13 protein-coding genes and 2 pseudogenes are annotated in these 16013 nt (G+C 72.2%); 6 read left to right on the top strand and 9 right to left on the bottom strand.

The window, feature by feature from the left end:
* Positions 1-139 precede the first annotated feature (139 nt).
* From RNL97_RS26695 to RNL97_RS26680, 4 genes are read left to right on the top strand one after another with little or no spacing between them, the layout of a single operon-like run.
* Entirely contained in the window at positions 140-1252 is a 1113-nt protein-coding gene (locus RNL97_RS26695) for an aliphatic sulfonate ABC transporter substrate-binding protein (RefSeq protein WP_030585051.1), read from the top strand.
* A gap of 47 nt (positions 1253-1299) precedes the next feature.
* On the top strand, positions 1300-2091 hold the full coding sequence (locus tag RNL97_RS26690) for an ABC transporter ATP-binding protein (RefSeq protein ID WP_030585048.1): 792 nt from the start codon (positions 1300-1302) through the stop codon (positions 2089-2091).
* Positions 2078-3007, top strand: a complete 930-nt coding sequence (locus RNL97_RS26685) for an ABC transporter permease (protein ID WP_030585045.1) — start codon at positions 2078-2080, stop codon at positions 3005-3007. The genes RNL97_RS26690 and RNL97_RS26685 overlap by 14 nt, the downstream gene beginning before the upstream one ends.
* Positions 3008-3015: 8 nt before the next feature.
* Positions 3016-3768: a sirohydrochlorin chelatase gene (locus tag RNL97_RS26680; protein WP_243315624.1), complete on the top strand. Its 753-nt coding sequence runs from the start codon at positions 3016-3018 to the stop codon at positions 3766-3768.
* Between the two features lie 12 nt (positions 3769-3780).
* Here RNL97_RS26680 and RNL97_RS26675 read toward each other — a convergent pair whose 3' ends face one another.
* Complete coding sequence (locus RNL97_RS26675; RefSeq protein ID WP_030585038.1) at positions 3781-4419, bottom strand: mycothiol-dependent nitroreductase Rv2466c family protein; 639 nt, start codon at positions 4417-4419, stop codon at positions 3781-3783.
* A gap of 201 nt (positions 4420-4620) precedes the next feature.
* On the opposite strand from RNL97_RS26675, the gene RNL97_RS26670 reads away from it, so the two are divergent.
* Positions 4621-5097, top strand: coding sequence for a hypothetical protein (locus tag RNL97_RS26670; RefSeq protein WP_030585036.1), 477 nt, complete (start codon positions 4621-4623; stop codon positions 5095-5097).
* Positions 5098-5157: 60 nt separating this feature from the next.
* Here the strand turns inward: RNL97_RS26670 and RNL97_RS26665 are convergent, their stop codons facing one another.
* From RNL97_RS26665 to RNL97_RS26630, 8 genes and pseudogenes are all read right to left on the bottom strand, one after another.
* Positions 5158-6570, bottom strand: coding sequence for an ABC transporter ATP-binding protein (locus RNL97_RS26665; RefSeq protein WP_030585033.1), 1413 nt, complete (start codon positions 6568-6570; stop codon positions 5158-5160).
* Positions 6567-7772: pseudogene (locus tag RNL97_RS26660) on the bottom strand (ATP-binding cassette domain-containing protein); the annotation flags it as partial. The pseudogene RNL97_RS26660 and the gene RNL97_RS26665, both read right to left, overlap by 4 nt.
* Positions 7773-8000: 228 nt before the next feature.
* A complete protein-coding gene (locus RNL97_RS26655) occupies positions 8001-8546 on the bottom strand; it encodes a DUF1697 domain-containing protein (RefSeq protein ID WP_030585026.1) in 546 nt (181 codons plus the stop codon).
* A 214-nt stretch (positions 8547-8760) separates the two neighbouring features.
* Positions 8761-9963: a S8 family peptidase gene (locus tag RNL97_RS26650; protein WP_313751283.1), complete on the bottom strand. Its 1203-nt coding sequence runs from the start codon at positions 9961-9963 to the stop codon at positions 8761-8763.
* A 568-nt stretch (positions 9964-10531) separates the two neighbouring features.
* Positions 10532-11768 (bottom strand): annotated as a pseudogene (gene mgt / locus RNL97_RS26645) (macrolide-inactivating glycosyltransferase).
* A gap of 18 nt (positions 11769-11786) precedes the next feature.
* Positions 11787-13082 (bottom strand): ABC transporter substrate-binding protein, encoded by a 1296-nt coding sequence (locus RNL97_RS26640; RefSeq protein WP_243315618.1) that lies wholly within the window; start codon positions 13080-13082, stop codon positions 11787-11789.
* Complete coding sequence (locus RNL97_RS26635; protein ID WP_243315617.1) at positions 13082-13981, bottom strand: carbohydrate ABC transporter permease; 900 nt, start codon at positions 13979-13981, stop codon at positions 13082-13084. The genes RNL97_RS26640 and RNL97_RS26635 overlap by 1 nt, the downstream gene beginning before the upstream one ends.
* Complete coding sequence (locus RNL97_RS26630) at positions 13978-14994, bottom strand: carbohydrate ABC transporter permease (protein WP_030585011.1); 1017 nt, start codon at positions 14992-14994, stop codon at positions 13978-13980. The genes RNL97_RS26635 and RNL97_RS26630 overlap by 4 nt, the downstream gene beginning before the upstream one ends.
* Before the next feature lie 143 nt (positions 14995-15137).
* Here RNL97_RS26630 and RNL97_RS26625 point away from each other — a divergent pair, with 143 nt between their 5' ends.
* Complete coding sequence (locus tag RNL97_RS26625) at positions 15138-16004, top strand: phosphotransferase enzyme family protein (RefSeq protein WP_313751282.1); 867 nt, start codon at positions 15138-15140, stop codon at positions 16002-16004.
* The last annotated feature ends 9 nt before the right edge of the window (positions 16005-16013 follow it).

Raw genomic sequence — 16013 nt, 5'->3', positions numbered from 1 at the left:
TGCGTGATGACGTACGCGCACCGCTCGCGCGCCCTGCACCCCCCGCACCCGTACCGCCGAAGACCTGCCGACCTCCCGGCCGCGCCCCCCTGACCAGACAGCGGGGCGTGGGACCGGGCCAACGAGAGGAAAACCTCCCGTGCCTGCCCCGCGTTCCACCGTTCGCCGCGGCCTCGCCGCCGTCGCCGCCCTGCCGCTGCTCGCCCTGGCGGCCACCGCCTGCGGCTACGGCTCCGAGGCCAAGGACGACGACGCCAGGACGAACGTCTCCGCCGGAGGGAAGAAGCTCTCCTCCGACACCGTGAAGATCGGGTACTTCCCGAACCTCACGCACGCCACCGCCCTGGTCGGTATCCAGGAAGGCACCATCCAGAAGGAACTGGGCGGCACCAAGGTCGAGTCGACGACCTTCAACGCGGGCCCGTCCGAGATCGAGGCGCTGAACGCCGGCTCCATCGACATCGGCTTCATCGGCCCCTCCCCCTCCATCAACGGGTACAGCAAGTCCCAGGGCAAGGGACTGCGGATCATCTCCGGTTCGGCCTCCGGCGGGGTGAAGCTGGTCGTCAACCCGGACAAGATCAAGACCCTGGACGACCTCAAGGGCAAGAAGATCGCCACCCCCCAGCTCGGCAACACCCAGGACGTGGCCTTCCTCAACTGGATCTCCGAGAAGGGCTGGAAGGTCGACGCCCAGAGCGGCAAGGGCGATGTCTCCGTGGTCCGCTCGGACAACAAGGTGACCCCGGACGCCTACAAGTCCGGTGACCTGGACGGGGCTTGGGTTCCCGAGCCGACGGCGTCCAAGCTGGTCTCCGAGGGTGCGAAGGTGCTCCTCGACGAGAAGGACCTGTGGCCGGACAAGAAGTTCGTGATCACGAACATCATCGTGTCGCAGAAGTTCCTCGACGAGCACCCGGACGTGGTCGAGGCGGTGCTGAAGGGTTCGGTCTCCACCAACAAGTGGATCAACGCCAACCCGGACCAGGCCAAGGCTTCCGCCAACAAGGCGCTGGAGACCCTGAGCGGCAAGCCGCTGCCCAAGGAGATCCTCGACCCGGCCTGGGAGTCCATCGAGATCACCGATGACCCGCTGGCCGAGACGCTCAAGACGCAGGCCGGGCACTCGGTCAAGTCCGGTCTGCTCAAGGAGCCGAACCTCCAGGGCATCTACGACCTGGGCCCGCTGAACAAGATCCTCAAGGCCGAGGGACTGCCCGAGGTCGCCGACGCCGGCCTCGGCGTCAAGTAGCCCGCCCATCCGCAGCAGGACGTAAGGATTCCCAGGAGGTGACGACCATGGCGACCCCTACCCTCACCAAGGCCGAGGACCGTACGACGGTCGAGCACGCAGCCCGTCTCGCGCATGTCTCGAAGTCCTTCGCCGGACCCACGGGGCACCAGCTCGTGCTGGACGACATCACGCTCGATGTCGCTCCGGGTGAGTTCGTCACCCTCCTGGGAGCGTCCGGGTGCGGAAAGTCGACGCTGCTCAATCTGGTGGCCGGACTCGACCGCCCGTCGAAGGGGTCCATCGAGACCCCCGGCGGGCGGCCGGCCCTGATGTTCCAGGAGCACGCCCTCTTCCCGTGGCTGACCGCGGGCAAGAACATCGAACTGGCCCTGCGGCTGCGCGGCGTGCCGAAGTCGGAGCGCCGCACCGAGGCGGAGCGGCTGCTCGAACTGGTCAGGCTCGGCGGGGCGTACGGCAAGCGGGTGCACGAGCTGTCCGGCGGTATGCGCCAGCGGGTGGCGATGGCCCGCGCGCTCGCGCAGGACAGCCAACTGCTGCTGATGGACGAGCCGTTCGCGGCACTGGACGCCATCACCCGCGATGTGCTGCACGACGAGCTGACCCGGATCTGGGCGGAGACGAACGCCTCGGTCCTCTTCGTCACCCACAACGTGCGTGAGGCCGTACGGCTCGCGCAGCGCGTCGTGCTGCTCTCGTCCCGGCCGGGCCGGATCGCCCGGGAGTGGACCGTCGACATCGAGCAGCCGCGCCGCATCGAGGACACCGCCGTGGCGGAGCTGTCCGTCGAGATCACCGAAGAACTGCGTGGGGAGATCCGCCGACATGGCCAGCACTGACATCACGTCCGACCGGAAGCGGCCGGACGGGGCGGCGCCCGGACCGGTGGATCAGAAGCCCGACGATCTGGCGGGCCTGGAGGCCGGCCTCGACGCGCTCGACGCCGTGCAGATCCGCCGCACCCCGGTGCGCGAGGTCCTGCTGCGCAAGGTACTGCCGCCGGTCGTGGCGGTGGCACTGGTCCTGGTGGTCTGGGAGCTGCTGGTCCGCGCCCAGGTGACGGAGACCTACAAGCTGCCGCCGCCGTCCGCGGTGTGGGACAGCGCGAAAGAGATGTGGCTGGCGGGCACGCTGCTGGAGGTCGTCTGGACCAGCGTCTCGCGCGGTCTGCTCGGCTTCCTGCTCGCGGTCGCCATCGGTACGCCGCTGGGGCTGCTGGTCGCCCGGGTGAAGCTGGTCCGGGCCGCGATCGGCCCGATCCTGTCCGGCCTCCAGTCGCTGCCCTCGGTGGCGTGGGTGGCCCCGGCGGTGATCTGGCTCGGGCTGAACGACCAGATGATGTACGCGGTGATCCTGCTGGGCGCGGTGCCCTCGATCGCCAACGGTCTGGTCTCCGGTGTCGACCAGGTGCCGCCGCTGTTCCTCCGGGCGGGCCGCACGCTGGGCGCGACCGGGCTGCGCGGGACCTGGCACATCGTGCTCCCGGCGGCGCTGCCCGGCTATCTGGCGGGCCTCAAGCAGGGCTGGGCGTTCTCCTGGCGCTCCCTCATGGCCGCCGAGATTATCGCCTCGTCGCCCGAACTGGGCCTTGGCCTGGGCCAGTTGCTGGAGAACGGCCGCAGCAACTTCGACATGCCCGGGATCTTCCTGTCGATCCTGCTCATCCTGTTCGTCGGCATCGCCATCGACCTGCTCATCTTCAGTCCGCTGGAGCGGTGGGTGCTGCGCAGCCGCGGTCTCCTCGTCAAGAACTGAGCCTTCCCATGACGCATCCCGCTCTCCTCGTCATCGCCCACGGCAGCCGCGACCCGCGGCACGCCGCGACCGTGCACGCGCTCACCGAGCGGGTCCGCGCCGAGCGGCCGGGACTGCGGGTGGAGACGGCGTTCCTGGAGTTCAACGCCCCGTCCGTGCCCCGGGTGCTGGAGCGCCTGGCGGCCGAGGGGGCGGACGAGGTCGTCGCCCTCCCCCTCCTCCTGACCCGGGCGTTCCACGCCAAGACCGACATCCCCTCGGTCCTGCGCGAGGCCCGCGCCCGGCTGCCGGGGCTGCACATCGGGCAGGCCGACGTCCTCGGCCCGTCCCCGCTGCTCAACGCCACCCTGGGGCGGCGGCTGCGGGAGGCCGGGGTCCGTCCCGGCGACCTGCCCCGGACCGGGCTCGTCCTGGCCTCGGCGGGATCCACAGACCCGGAGGCGATCGCAGTGATCGCTGAAATCGCGCGGGAGCTGCGGCACACCGGTTGGTGCGCCGTGCGGCCTGCGTTCGCCTCCGCACTCCTCCCCCGTACCGAGGACGCGGTACGGGCCCTGCGCGCCGAGGGCGTGGACCGGGTGGCGGTGGCCCCGTATGTCATCGCGCCCGGCCGCCTCCCCGACCGCATCGCGGCGGGCGCCGAGGCGGCCGGTGCGGACGTCCTGGCCGATGTCCTGGGCCCCGCCCCCGAAGTGGCGCGGCTGCTGCTGAACCGGTTCGACGAGGCACGGGTGCCGGTGGGGGCGTCGCTGTCGGCGTGAGGGGTCTGCCTGTCAGTCGTAGGACAGCCCGCCGGAGCGCGCTCGCTTGAGTTCGAAGAATCCCGGGTGCTTGGCGAGGACCCGGAAGCTGTCGAAGAGTTCGGCCGCCTCCTCGCCACGCGGGATCGCGTTGAGGACCGGGCCGAACCAGACCGTGCCGTCGACGTGGATCGTCGGTGTTCCCACATACGCGTCCTGCTCCGGGTCCTTGCCCGCGCCGTGGCGGCGGGCGACCTCGGCGTCGTACGCCGTGGAGTGGGCCGCTTCCGCCAGGGCGGCGGGCAGGTCCAGTTCGGCCAGGGAGGCGGCGATCACCGCGTCGAAGTCCTTCTCCTTGTGCTGGTGGATGCGGGTGCCGAGCGCGGTGTAGAGGTCCCGCAGGACTCCGTCGCCGTGGGCGGCCGCAGCGGCGACGGCCACCCGGACCGGTCCGATCGACTTGTCGACGAGCTCGCGGTACCAGTCGGGCAGCTCGTTGCCCTCGTTGTGCAGGTAGAGGCTCATGGGGCGGAAGCGCAGTTCGATGTCCCGGCGCCGCTCCACCTCCAGCATCCAGCGGGAGGTGATCCACGCGAACGGACAGGCGGGGTCGAAGTGGAAGTCGACGGTGGTGCGGGCGGCGGGCCCGGTGGCGGGGTGCTGTGCGCTCATGCGCCTCAGCCTAGGCAGCGAGTGGCGCGGACTCCCGGGCCAATTCGGGGCCGGTTCGGTGGGCCATTACGTACGCCGTCCGGGGCGCGGAACGGCCGAACAGGCCCCGTTGACGGGCAACGGGCCGCATGTCAGCGTCGGTTCACGCGGAGCGACCGCGCGGTCCCGCCGGCAGGGCGGGCGACCGGGAGGGGAACCACCATGAGAAGACGCAGGTGCACGACGATTCCGGCGTTGGCGCTCGCGCTCTCCGGGGCGATGCTCACCGCCGGGGCGGCCGCACCGGCCCTGGCCGTCGGCAGCGGGCACACCGGCACCCCGCCGGCCGCCGAGGCGTTCCGGCTCCAGGCCGATCCGTCGCCCGAGGAGCAGGAGCACCTGAGGGAGATCGCGGGCGCCATCTGGACGCCCCAACTGGCCGCCGGCTGGAACATGAACGCCGAGGTCGCCGACGTACTCTCGCAGGCCACCGAGCGCATCCTGCAGTGCTCCGAGGCGTTCGCGCTCGTCCCCCGGCCGCCGGGCTTCGTCCCCGGTCTCGGCTATCTCGTCCAGTACTGGAAGAACCTGCGCGACTACTTCCTGGTGGTGAAGGACAACCGCACCTACCGCGCGTGCGTGGTCTCGACCGCCGCCTACTACCGCTCCATCATCGAGATGGCCTCCGCGGGCATCTGAGGCCGGGACGGGCGGACCGCCGTTCGGCCGGTCGGTGCGTGCGGCGGCCCCTGCGCGGGGTCAGGGGCGGGGTGCGGCGGTGCGGCTGCCGGACCAGGCGCGCCACAGGGCGGCGTACGGGCCGTCCGCGTCGCGCAGTTCGTCGTGCGGGCCGCTCTCGACGACGCGGCCGGCCTCCAGCACGACGACCCGGTCGGCGGCGACGGCCTGGGTGAGGCGGTGGGCGACGATCAGGGCGGTGCGGCCCGCGAGGGCGGCCTCGGCCGAGCGTTCCAGGACCCGGGCGCCCGCGCTGCCCGCCTCGGCGGTCGCCTCGTCGAGGACGGCGAGGGCGGGGTCGGCCAGGACGAGCCGGGCGAGGGCGAGTTGCTGGGCGCGGGCGGCGTCGAGGCGGTGGCCGCCCTCGCCGACGACGGTGGCGAGCCCGTCGGGGAGCGCCTCGGCCCAGTCCAGGGCGTGCACGGTGGCCAGGGCGGTGCGCAGGTCGGCGTCGGCGGCGTCGGGGCGGGCGAGCCGGAGGTCCTCGGCGAGGGTGCCGGTGAAGACGTGGACCTCCTGGGTGACCAGGACGACCGGGTGTCCGCCCGCCCCCGCCGGTGCGGTGACCGTGCCCGAGGTGGGCTGCTGGACGCCCGCGACGATCCGGGCGAGGGTCGACTTCCCGGCCCCGCTGGTCCCGACGAGCGCCACGTGTTGGCCGGGCTCCAGGGCGAGGGAGACCTCGTGCAGCACGGGGCGGCCGGGCCCGTAGGCGTGGCTGACGGCATGTGCGGTGACGGCGGCGCCTTCGGGGGCGGTGCGCTGGTGCGGTACGGAGGCGGGCGCGGCCTTTCCTGCCTCCGGCTCCGGCTGCTCCGCCAGGTCGGTCACGCCGACCAGCCGGGCCAGTCCGGCCGCCGCCGACTGGGCGTCGTCGAGCAGCACGAGGGCGGCGTTGACGGGCCCGAAGAGGCTGTGGAAGTAGAGGGCGGCGGCGGTGGCCGTACCGATCGACACCGCGCCGTCGCGGACCAGCCAGAATCCGGCGGTCAGGACGGCGGCCAGGCCGATGTACTCGGCGATGTGCAGCCGCCCGTAGAAGCCCAGCACCAGGTTGACGCTGCGCATGGTGAGGTCGACGGCCTTGCGTGAGCGTCCGGCGCTGAGCTCGGTGTGCTGCTCCTCCAGCCGGTGGCCGCGTACGGTCACGGCGCCGCCGATGGTCTCCAGGAGCTGTTGCTGCTGAGCCCCGTTGGCGACCCGCTGGTCGGCGTAGAGGGTGAGGGCGCGGCGTACGTACCAGCGGGCGGTGAGCAGTTGCACCGGCTGGACGAGGAGGCCGACGGCGGTGGCCGCGACCAGGATGCCGACGCCGGTCAGGGCGAGGCCCCGGTCCGGGCGGATCAGGGTGCGCAGGGCGGCCCGGGTGCGGGCGGGGGTGGCGATGGGGAGCAGCTCGGCGCTGTCGTCGGCCGTGGGCGAGGGAGTGGTCACGTGAGCACCGCCGTGCGGTAGACGGGATGGTCGCGTACGAGGGCCTCGTGCGGGGCCTCGGCGGTGATCGTGCCGCCGTCGACGAGGACGACGCGGTCGGTGGCGGCGAGCAGGGCGGGGCTGCTGGTGACCAGGACGGTGGTGCGGCCGGTGCGGACGCGCCGGATGCCGGCGGCGATCCGGGCTTCGGTGGCGGCGTCGACCGCGGTGGTCGGGTCGTGGACGACGAGGACGCTGCGGTCGGCGGCGAGTGCGCGGCCCAGGGCGACGCGCTGGCGCTGGCCGCCGGAGAGCGAGCTGCCGCGCTCGCCGATCCGGCCGCCGGTGCCGCCCAACAGGGCGGTGGCCACCTCGTCGACGGCGGCGGCGGCCATGGCGGCGCGCGGGTCGCTCCCGGCGGGGGCGGCGGCGGTGACGTTCTCCAGGAGGGTGCCGTCGAAGAGCTGGGCGTCGTGCTCGGCGACGAGCAGCGTCGAGCGCAGGGCGGTGGGGGCCAGTTCGGTGAGGGGGACGCCGTCGAGTTCGACGCTCCCCCGCACCGGGTCGCAGCGGCGGGCCAGGCAGTGCGGCAGGGTGGCGGCGTCGGCCGGGTCGGTGACGACGATGCCCAGGTGTTCCCCGGGGCGGACGGTCAGGTCGAGGGCGTCGAGTCCGGCGTGGCCGAGTCCGTTCAGGCGCAGTTCGCCGCGGGACGGGGCGGCCGGTTCGGCGGTGCCGCCGGTGGTCTCGCCCGGGGCGGCCAGCACGTCGGCGATCCGGGCGGCGGAGGCGCGGCCCTTGGCCAGCTCGGCGCCGACCCAGGCCAGCACGCCGATCGGTCCGGGGAGGAAGAGGGCGAGGCCGACGGCGGAGACGAGTGCGCCGAGACCGATGGAACCGCTGAGGACCAGGCGGCCGCCGACGAGGGCGACGAGCGCGATGAACGAGCCGGTCAGCGTGAGCATCAGACCGGTCTGGAGGGCGGCGGCGCGGGCGGCGCGCACATGGGCTGCGCGGGAGGCCTGGCTGGTGGCACGGTAGCGGTCGACGGCGGCGCGCTCGGCCCGCAGGCCCTTGAGCACGCGGACCCCGGCGACCAGGTCGGCGGCCACCCCGGAGGCGTGGGCGGCCTGTTCCTGTTCGGCCTCGCTGCGGTGTTCCAGGGGCCGGGCCAGGAAGTGGCCGAGCGCCATCAGGACCGGGGCGCCGATCAGGACCCGCCACAGGGAGCTGCGGTGCGAGCGGATCCCTCCGGCCTCCGCGTCGGAGGTGAGGTGCATCAGATCCGCGCAGAGCCGCATGCCGCGCATCCACGACGCGGTCAGCGGGCCGGGGCGCGGGGGCGTCGTCCACGGTGAGCGAGGCGATGACCGTCCCATGGCGGCCATGGATGAGCAGGTGCAGCGGCGGCGCAGGCTGACCGCTTGGCGGGGTGCGCGGCGGGCGAGGCCTCAGCTGCGCGTCAGCTCCACCAGTTTCGCCACGGTGTTCCAGTTACGGGTGGTGGCGACGATGCCTTTGACATGGCGGGGGCGGCCCAGCGCGACGGCCAGTCTGGAGCGGCCGAGGCCGTCGGGGGCGTACAGGTACACGCAGCGGTCGCCGAGCCGGAACTCCTCCGGCAGGAAGGCTTCGGCGTCCAGGTCCGCGAAGCGTCCGGGGTCCAGGGGCCGGTCGACATAGGTGACGTGGAGCTGTTTGCCCTCCAGCTCGGCGGCGGGGAAGGGGCAGGCGTCGGCGACGGCCGCGAGATACGCGGCGTCACGGACGAGGCAGTCGACGGCGAACCCGAACCGCTCCCGCAGGGCCTGCTCCAGGGCTGCGGCGAGGGCGTCGGCGTCCTCGCTGTCACTGCGGAAGACCGCGTTGCCGCTCTGCAGGTGGGTGGCGATGCCGGTGTGCCCCAGCCCGGCGAGCACATCGCGCAGTTCGGGCATCGGAACCCTCTTGCCGCCGCCCACGTTGATCCCGCGCAAGAGCGCTGCGTACGTCGTCATGGCCACCCAGCCTAGGGCCTGCCTGCCCCTTCATGGCGTCGTGAGGCAGACGGGAACGGCCAGGCAGGCCCTGGAGCGGTTGGCCGGACACGCCGCAGCCGCCGCGCCCCGTGGGGGCGAGCGCGGCGGCTGCTGTGCGGATGGTGGCCGGGCGGCGGGGTGTGTGACCACCGCCGCCCGGCGCCCGGCCGGAACCGGGGTACCGACCGGGGTGTTACTCGACGACCTTGAGGAGCTTGTTGGCCGTGCCCTCGGTGGCGTTGCTGATGGCGTCCGGGGTGGCTCCCTCGGTGAGCGCCGTGGCGACGGCCTCCGGGGTTGCGTCCTGGTGGCCCGCCAGGTAGACGGCGGCCGCGCCGACGACGTGCGGGGTGGCCATGGACGTACCGGAGATGGTGTTGGTGCCGCTGTCGCTGTCGTTCCAGGTGGACGTGATGTCCGAGCCCGGGGCGTAGATGTCCACGACCGAGCCGTAGTTGGAGAAGTCCGACTGCTCGTCGGCCTCCGTGGACGAGGCGACGGTGATCGCCTCGGGGACGCGGGCGGGCGAACCCTGGCCGGCGTCGCTGGACTCGTTCCCGGCGGCCACGCCGAAGGTGATGCCCGCGGCGATGGCCTTCTGGACCGCCTCGTCGAGGGCCGGGTCGGCCCCGCCGCCGAGGCTCATGTTGGCGACGGACGGGCCCTTGGCGTTGGCGGCGACCCAGTCGATCCCGGCGATGACCTGCTCGGTGGTGCCCGAGCCGTTGTCGTCCAGGACGCGGACGGCCACGATGTTCGCCTTCTTGGCGACACCGTGCGCGGCCCCGGCTATGGTGCCCGCCACGTGGGTGCCGTGCCCGTTGCCGTCGTCGGCGTCGTCGTCGTTGTCGACGGCGTCGAAGCCGGAGGTGGCGCGCCCCTCGAAGTCCTCGTGGGTGACGCGGACACCGGTGTCGATGACGTACGCGGTGACGCCCTCGCCGCCGCCGTCCGGGTAGGTGTAGGCGTTGTCGCCCGCGGTCTCGGTCTGGTCGATGCGGTCCAGACCCCACGACGGAGGGTTGTCCTGGGTGGCGTTGATGCTGAACTTCTTGTTCTGCACCACCTTGGCGACGGCCGGGTCGGCGGCGAGGCGCTTGGCCTCGGTCTCCGAAAGGCCGCTGGCGGAGAAGCCGTTGATGCTGGAGTTGTAGTCGCGCTTGAGCTTGCCGCCGTACTCCTTGGCGAGCTCGGACTTGTCGGCCTTCTTCTCGTCCAGCATGACGATGTAGCTGCCGGAGACGGCGGTCGCGGCGTCCGTGCCGTAGACCGTGCCCAGGGGGGCCGGTGCGGCTCCCGCGAACGAGGTTCCGAGAAGGGTGACTCCGGCGGCGGCCGCCACGGCGGTGATCGCGGCGGTGAGCTTGGTGCGACGGGTGCGCTGGTGCTTGGCCATGAAGAGGGTTCTCCTCGTCATTCTTTGTGGGGGGATTGGCCCTCGGCCGGAAGATCTCCGGGGGCTGGCTCGAAACCCTGACCGATTGACGAGCACAGATCAAGACCTTCATGGAGGTGTGACTTGCTCAGCAAGGTTTCGTCATAGGAAATCGGCCATGGCTGGTCACAACGGCCGCGGCGACGGGCCGAGCGGTTGCCCCGCCCGGACCGGCGGTCCCGTGACCACCCCGCGAAGACCCTCTCATCCTGCATTTCGCCTGTTCAGAGCGGCACTTGAAGCACTGGGCACTTCCCGCCCACCCGGCGCGCGCACCCTCCCCGCGCCCTCTGGGGCAGGAGTGACCATGCGTGAAGACCCGTGAAGACCCGTGAAGGTGTGCGCATGAGGGGTGAACGCCCGGTCCCGGGTGTGAAATCGCGAGGGCGTGCGTGCAGATGCGCCGACCGGACCCGTCGCATTACCGGCTTCACAGAGCCGAAACAGAGACGCCCCGCCCCGAGTAACCGCAGGCCGCGGCGGTCGGGACGGGACGGAGAACGTCCGGATAACAGTCAGGCGGATCCGCTCAGCGCGACAGCTCCGCCTCGATGAGGTCGGCGGCCCTCGGCGTGCCGCCCTCCCGCGCCATCTGCTCACTCAGGCGTGCGCACCGGGCGGCCACTTCGGGATCGTCCACGAGGGCGAGCACGGCCTCGCGCAGGCTCGCGGCGTTCGCCTCCTCCATCGGCAGATGCCGGGCCACCCCCAGGGACTGGAGCATGTCCGCGTTGCCGAACTGGTCGACGGCCTGCGGTACGGCGACCATCGGGGTGCCCGTGGCGAGCCCCTCCTGACTGCCGCCCGCACCGGCGTGGGTGATGAAGGCGTCGGCCTGCCTGAGGACGGCCAGCTGCGGCACCCAGGTGCGCACCTCCACATTGCCCGGCACGTCACCGAGTTCGACGGGGTCGACGTGCGCGCCGATCTGGAGCACCACATGCCAGCCGGGCAGGTCGCCGAAGGCCGCGACGCACGCGCGGTAGAAGGCGGGCTGCTTGGTGAACGAGGAGCCGAGCGAGACCAGCAGCACCTTCTCGGCGTGGGCGGGCCGCTGCCACTCCCCCTGGTCGGATCGGTCGCCCTGGCAGGCGCCGACGAAGGTGTACATCTCGCGGTTCACCCGGTCCGCGTTCGGCTGGAGCGCCTCGGGGATCAGGACGAGGCCGCGGCGCGGGCGGGAGACGAAGTCGTCGGCGGGGAGGTGACCGAGGCCGTTGTCGGCGAGCCAGCCCTCGAAGCGCGCGTAGTACGCCTGGCCGCGCTCGGTCTGCTTCAGCTCGGTGGCCATCGGCTCCGCCACCTCCTTCTCGTACCCCTCCCAGGGGACCAGGTTGGGCCAGAGGGAGACGGCGGGGACGCCCCAGCGGTGGGCGAGGACGCGGGCGGGATAGGAGGTGATGTCGTGCAGGACGAGGTCGGGCTCGTCGCCCGCGAAGGCCTCCGCGAGCTGCGGGAGGGCCTGGATGGCATCGGCGAGGAAGGGTTCGATGTTGTCGATCAGCTCCGTCCCCCAGGCTTCGGGGTCCTCGTCGGTCGGCAGGGTCGAGGTCCAGATCACCGGCTCGGCGCCGGTGGCGGCGACCTTCTCCGCGAAGGAGGCGGGGATGGCGTAGCTGACACGGTGTCCACGGTCGACGAGCTCGCGGATGACGTCGAGGCTCGGGTTCACATGTCCGTGGGCGGCGATGGAGAACATGGCGATGTGGGCACGCGGGGATTCCGTCATGCCGCTCACCGTAGACGAGACGAGACGTCTCGTGCAACCTCTCTTCGCGTCGGGGTCAGCGTTGGTAGCGGGCCAGCACCCGACTCCCGTCCTCCACGAGCCTCTTGCTCAGCTCGCCGGTGTCGATCGCGCCGCTGTAGAACTCCTGGTACGCGGGGGTCGCCACCTTGTCCTTCCACTCGGGATAGCCGCGTACCGACTGGGCGGGCGCCGGCCGCAGGCCCTCGGCGAGCGCGGTGCCGACGGCCCACCCGTTCCGGGTCCCTCGCAGAGACGGATCGGCCAGCGCCTCGGTCCCGGTGGGCAGCATCCAGTCACCGCGGGCGAGGCGCACCATGTTCGCGGGGCGCAGCAGGAAGTCGATGAACGCGACGGCTTCCTTCTTGTACGGGCTCTCCTGAGCGACCGACAGCGTCTGCGGGCTCACCCCCTGGACCGCGCCGCCCGCGCCCGCGGGCATCGGCAGGACCGTCCATTCGAACCCCTCGGGGGCCTGCTGGATGATCTGCTGGCGGTAGGAGAAGCCGAGCGGCAGCATCGCGTACTTGCCGCCGAAGAACCCGGGCAGCGCGTCCGACCCGCCCATGCCCAGCGCGCTGCGGGCCGCGCTGTTGTCGGTGTTGACCTGGTCGTGGATGGTGCCGGCCACCACGCCGTCGCCCGGTTCGAAGCGCAGGAGGGCCTTGCCCTCACCGTCGCGGTGGAAGAGCTGTCCGCCGCCGGACAGGCCCAGGTTGAGGGTGACGGAGACCGGCTCCTTGAGCGGCCAGGCGATCCCGTACCGCCCCTTGCCCGTCAGCTCCTTCGTCACCTGCCGGAACTCCTCCCAGCTCCAGGGGCGCTCCGGGGTCGGGATGCGCGCGCCCGAGGCCTTCAGCAGCTTCGTGTTGGCGATCAGGACCCGCGGCTCCTGGAGGAAGGGCACCCCGTGCACGCCCTCGCCGAACGTGGTGGTGCGCCAGGACTGTTCGGGGATGTCGGCCTTGAGCCGCTCGGGCAGGAGGGGGCGCAGGTCGGCGAGGTAGCCCCCGTACGCGAAGTCCGCCAGGTCGTCGGAGGCATCGTGGATGATGTCGGGGGCCTCGCCGCCCTCGAAGGAGGTGAGGAGCTGGTCGTGGACGCTGTCCCAGCTGCCCTGGACGTACTCCACCTGGACGTCGGGGTGGGCAACGTTCCACTCCTTCACCAACTGCTTGTTGGCGTCGACGGACTCCTTCTGCCAGGCCAGCGACTGGAACCGGAGCCGGATCGTGCCGTCCGCGTCCCGCCCGTCGTCGCCGCCGGAGCAGCCGGTGAGCAGCAGGGCCAGCACGGCGACGGCGGCGGCCGCCCGCCGGACCGTGGCGCGCATCAGTGCTTCACCGCCCCGGCCGTCATCCCGCCGGTGATCCGCCGCTGGATGAAGGCGAAGAGCACGAGGGAGGGGAGGGTGGCGAGGAACGCGGCGGCGGCGAGCGGCCCGAGGTCGGCCACGCCCTCCGCGCCGAGGAAGTGGGTGAGGACGACCGGCAAAGTCTGCTTCTCCGGGGTCTTGAGCAGGACGAGCGCGAAGAAGAACTCGTTCCATGCGGTGATGAACGCGAACAGCGCGGTGGCGACGATCCCGGGGGCGAGCAGCGGGGCGACGACCGAGACGAGGGTGCGGACGCGGCCCGCGCCGTCCACGGCGGCGGCCTCCTCCAGCTCGGCGGGCACGGCGCGTACGTACCCGGCGAGCATCCACAGCGCGAAGGGCAGCGACCAGACGACGTAGACGAGGATCAGCCCCCACAGGGTGTTGATCAGATGCAGGTTCTTCAGGATCAGGAAGAGCGGGATGATCACGAGGACGAACGGGAACGCCTGGCTGACCACGACCCAGCCGGTCGCCGCGGTGGCGAGGCGGCCGCGGTGGCGGGCCATCGCATAGGCCATGGGGGTGGCGATCACGACGGCGATCAGGGCGGCGGAGACGGCGGCGACCAGCGAGTTGCCCGCGGCCTGGAGCAGCGGCTGCTCGTCGAAGGCCTGCCGGAAGTTGTCCAGGGTGGGGTGCTCGGGGATCCAGGTGGGGTGCAGCGAGCCCAGTTCGCGGGCGGGTTTGAAGGCGGTCGAGATCAACCACACGAACGGGAACGCGAGGAAGACCAGATACGCCAGGAGGGCCAGGTACTGCCCGGTGCGCGCGGCCCGGCCGGTACGCAGCCCGGTGGACTCACGCCTGGAGGCTTCGCGTGTCGTCGGCTTACGCCTCACCGGTACGCGCCTCATCGGTCCTCACCTCCCCTGAGCCGGCCGACGAGGTGGAGGGCGAGGAGCACGGAGATCACCGCGACCATCACACAGCCCATCGCCGCGGCGTAGCCGAACTGCCCGTAGCGGAAGGCCTCCTCGTAGGCGAAGAGCATCGGCAGCCGGGTCCGGCCGCCGGGCCCGCCGCTGGTCAGGACGTAGACCAGGGCGAAGGAGTTGAAGTTCCAGATCAGGTTGAGCGCGGAGATCGCGAGCGCGATGGGCTTGATCGCGGGCCAGGTGACCGTACGGAACCGGCGCCAGGCGCCCGCGCCGTCCAGGGCTGCCGCCTCGTGGAGGTCGCGCGGGGTGTTCTGGAGTCCGGCGAGCAGGGCCACGGTGGTCTGCGGCATGCCCGCCCAGATGCCGACGAGGATCACGGCGGGCAGCGCGGTGGCGAGACCGGTCAGCCAGTCCCGACCGTCGCCGAGTCCGAGGTCGCGGACGGTCTCGTTGAGGATGCCGGCGTCCGGGTTGTACACGAGCCGCCACATGATGCCGACGACGACCTCGGGCATCGCCCAGGGGACGATCGCCAGCGCCCGGGCCAGCCAGCGCAGCCGCAGGTTCTGGTTGAGCAGCAGGGCGAGGCCGAGGGCCAGGAGGAACTGCGGGACGGTGACGCCGACGGCCCAGACCAGGCCGATCCGGAACGAGTCCCAGAACAGGGTGTCGTGCAGCAGGTCCTGGAAGTTCAGGGTGCCGATCCACTGGGTGGAGCGGGTCCGGCCGGACTGGGCGTCGGTGAAGGCCAGCGCGATGCCGTAGAGGAGCGGTCCGACGCTGAGGATCAGGATCGGGATGAGTGCGGGCAGCACCAGGAACCAGGCGGCCCGGTCCCCGAACGCCTTGCCCTGGGGCGGAGGCCCCGGGGGCCCGGGTCGCCAGGACCTCCGCGGGCGTCCCCCCTGTCCGCCTTGTCCGTCCCGTCCGCCGCGCCCGCCGTGCGGGTCGTCCGGTCCGGACCGCTTCGTCGCGGTCACCGATGTCACGAAAAAGACCCCGCTATCCCGTATCTGCCTGATGTGCCTGAGGTGGACTTCGTCCCGTTCCGGCTGCCCGGGAGGCCTCCGTCATCGTGCTGACGGGCCGTCGGTTCGTCAAGGTGGCCTGCAAGGATGCGAAAATCGCACCCATGGACGAGATGCGTGCGCGCGAGGTGCTGACGGCCGCCGGGTTCTCCGGCGCGGCGGAGTTGCTCGCACTGGGCGAGAACGCGGTGTTCGCCGCCGGCCATCTGGTGATCAAGGTCGGCCGGGACGCCACCGGCCACCCGGAGCTGCGCGCGCGGGCGGAGCGGGAGGTGGCGCTCGCCGGCTGGCTCGCCGCGTCCGGTGTCCCGGCCGTCCGCGCGGCCGAGCGGGAGCCGGTCCTGGTCGAGGGCCACCCGGTGACGCTGTGGCACCGGCTCCCGGACGCCGTACGCCCCGCCGAACCGCGTGACCTCGCACCGCTGCTCTCCCTGGTGCACGGGCTGCCCGCCCCGACGGACTTCACTCTTCCGCGCCGCGAACTGCTCGGCGGTGTCGAGCGCTGGCTGACCCTGGCGGGCGACGCGATCGACCCGGCGGACGCGGACTACCTCCGCGAGCGACGCGACGGCTTCGCGGCCGCGGCCGCCGCCCTGGTCCCCCGCCTCCGGCCGGGCCCGATCCACGGTGACGCGCTCCCGCGCAACGTCCATGTCGGCCCCGACGGCCCGGTCCTGGTCGACCTGGAGACGTTCTCCGCCGACCTGCGGGAACACGACCTGGTCGTCCTCGCCCTCTCCCGCGACCGCTACGGCCTCGACCCGGCGGCCTACGACGCTTTCACCACCGCGTACGGGTGGGACGTCCGGGAGTGGGAGGGATGCGCGGTCCTGCGCGGCGCCCGCGAGACGGCGAGCTGCGCCTGGGTCTCCCAGCACGCCCCTGCCAACTCGAAGGCACTCGCCGAATTCCGCCGCCGGGTGGCGTCACTGCGCGAGGGCGATCCCGAGGTCCGCTGGTACCCGTTCTGAACGAGCCGG

The sequence above is a fragment of the Streptomyces parvus genome (genome assembly GCF_032121415.1).
Lineage (GTDB): Bacteria > Actinomycetota > Actinomycetes > Streptomycetales > Streptomycetaceae > Streptomyces > Streptomyces globisporus_A.
Note: the sequence above shows the minus strand (reverse complement) of the source record. Positions and strands in the feature narration are given on the sequence as shown.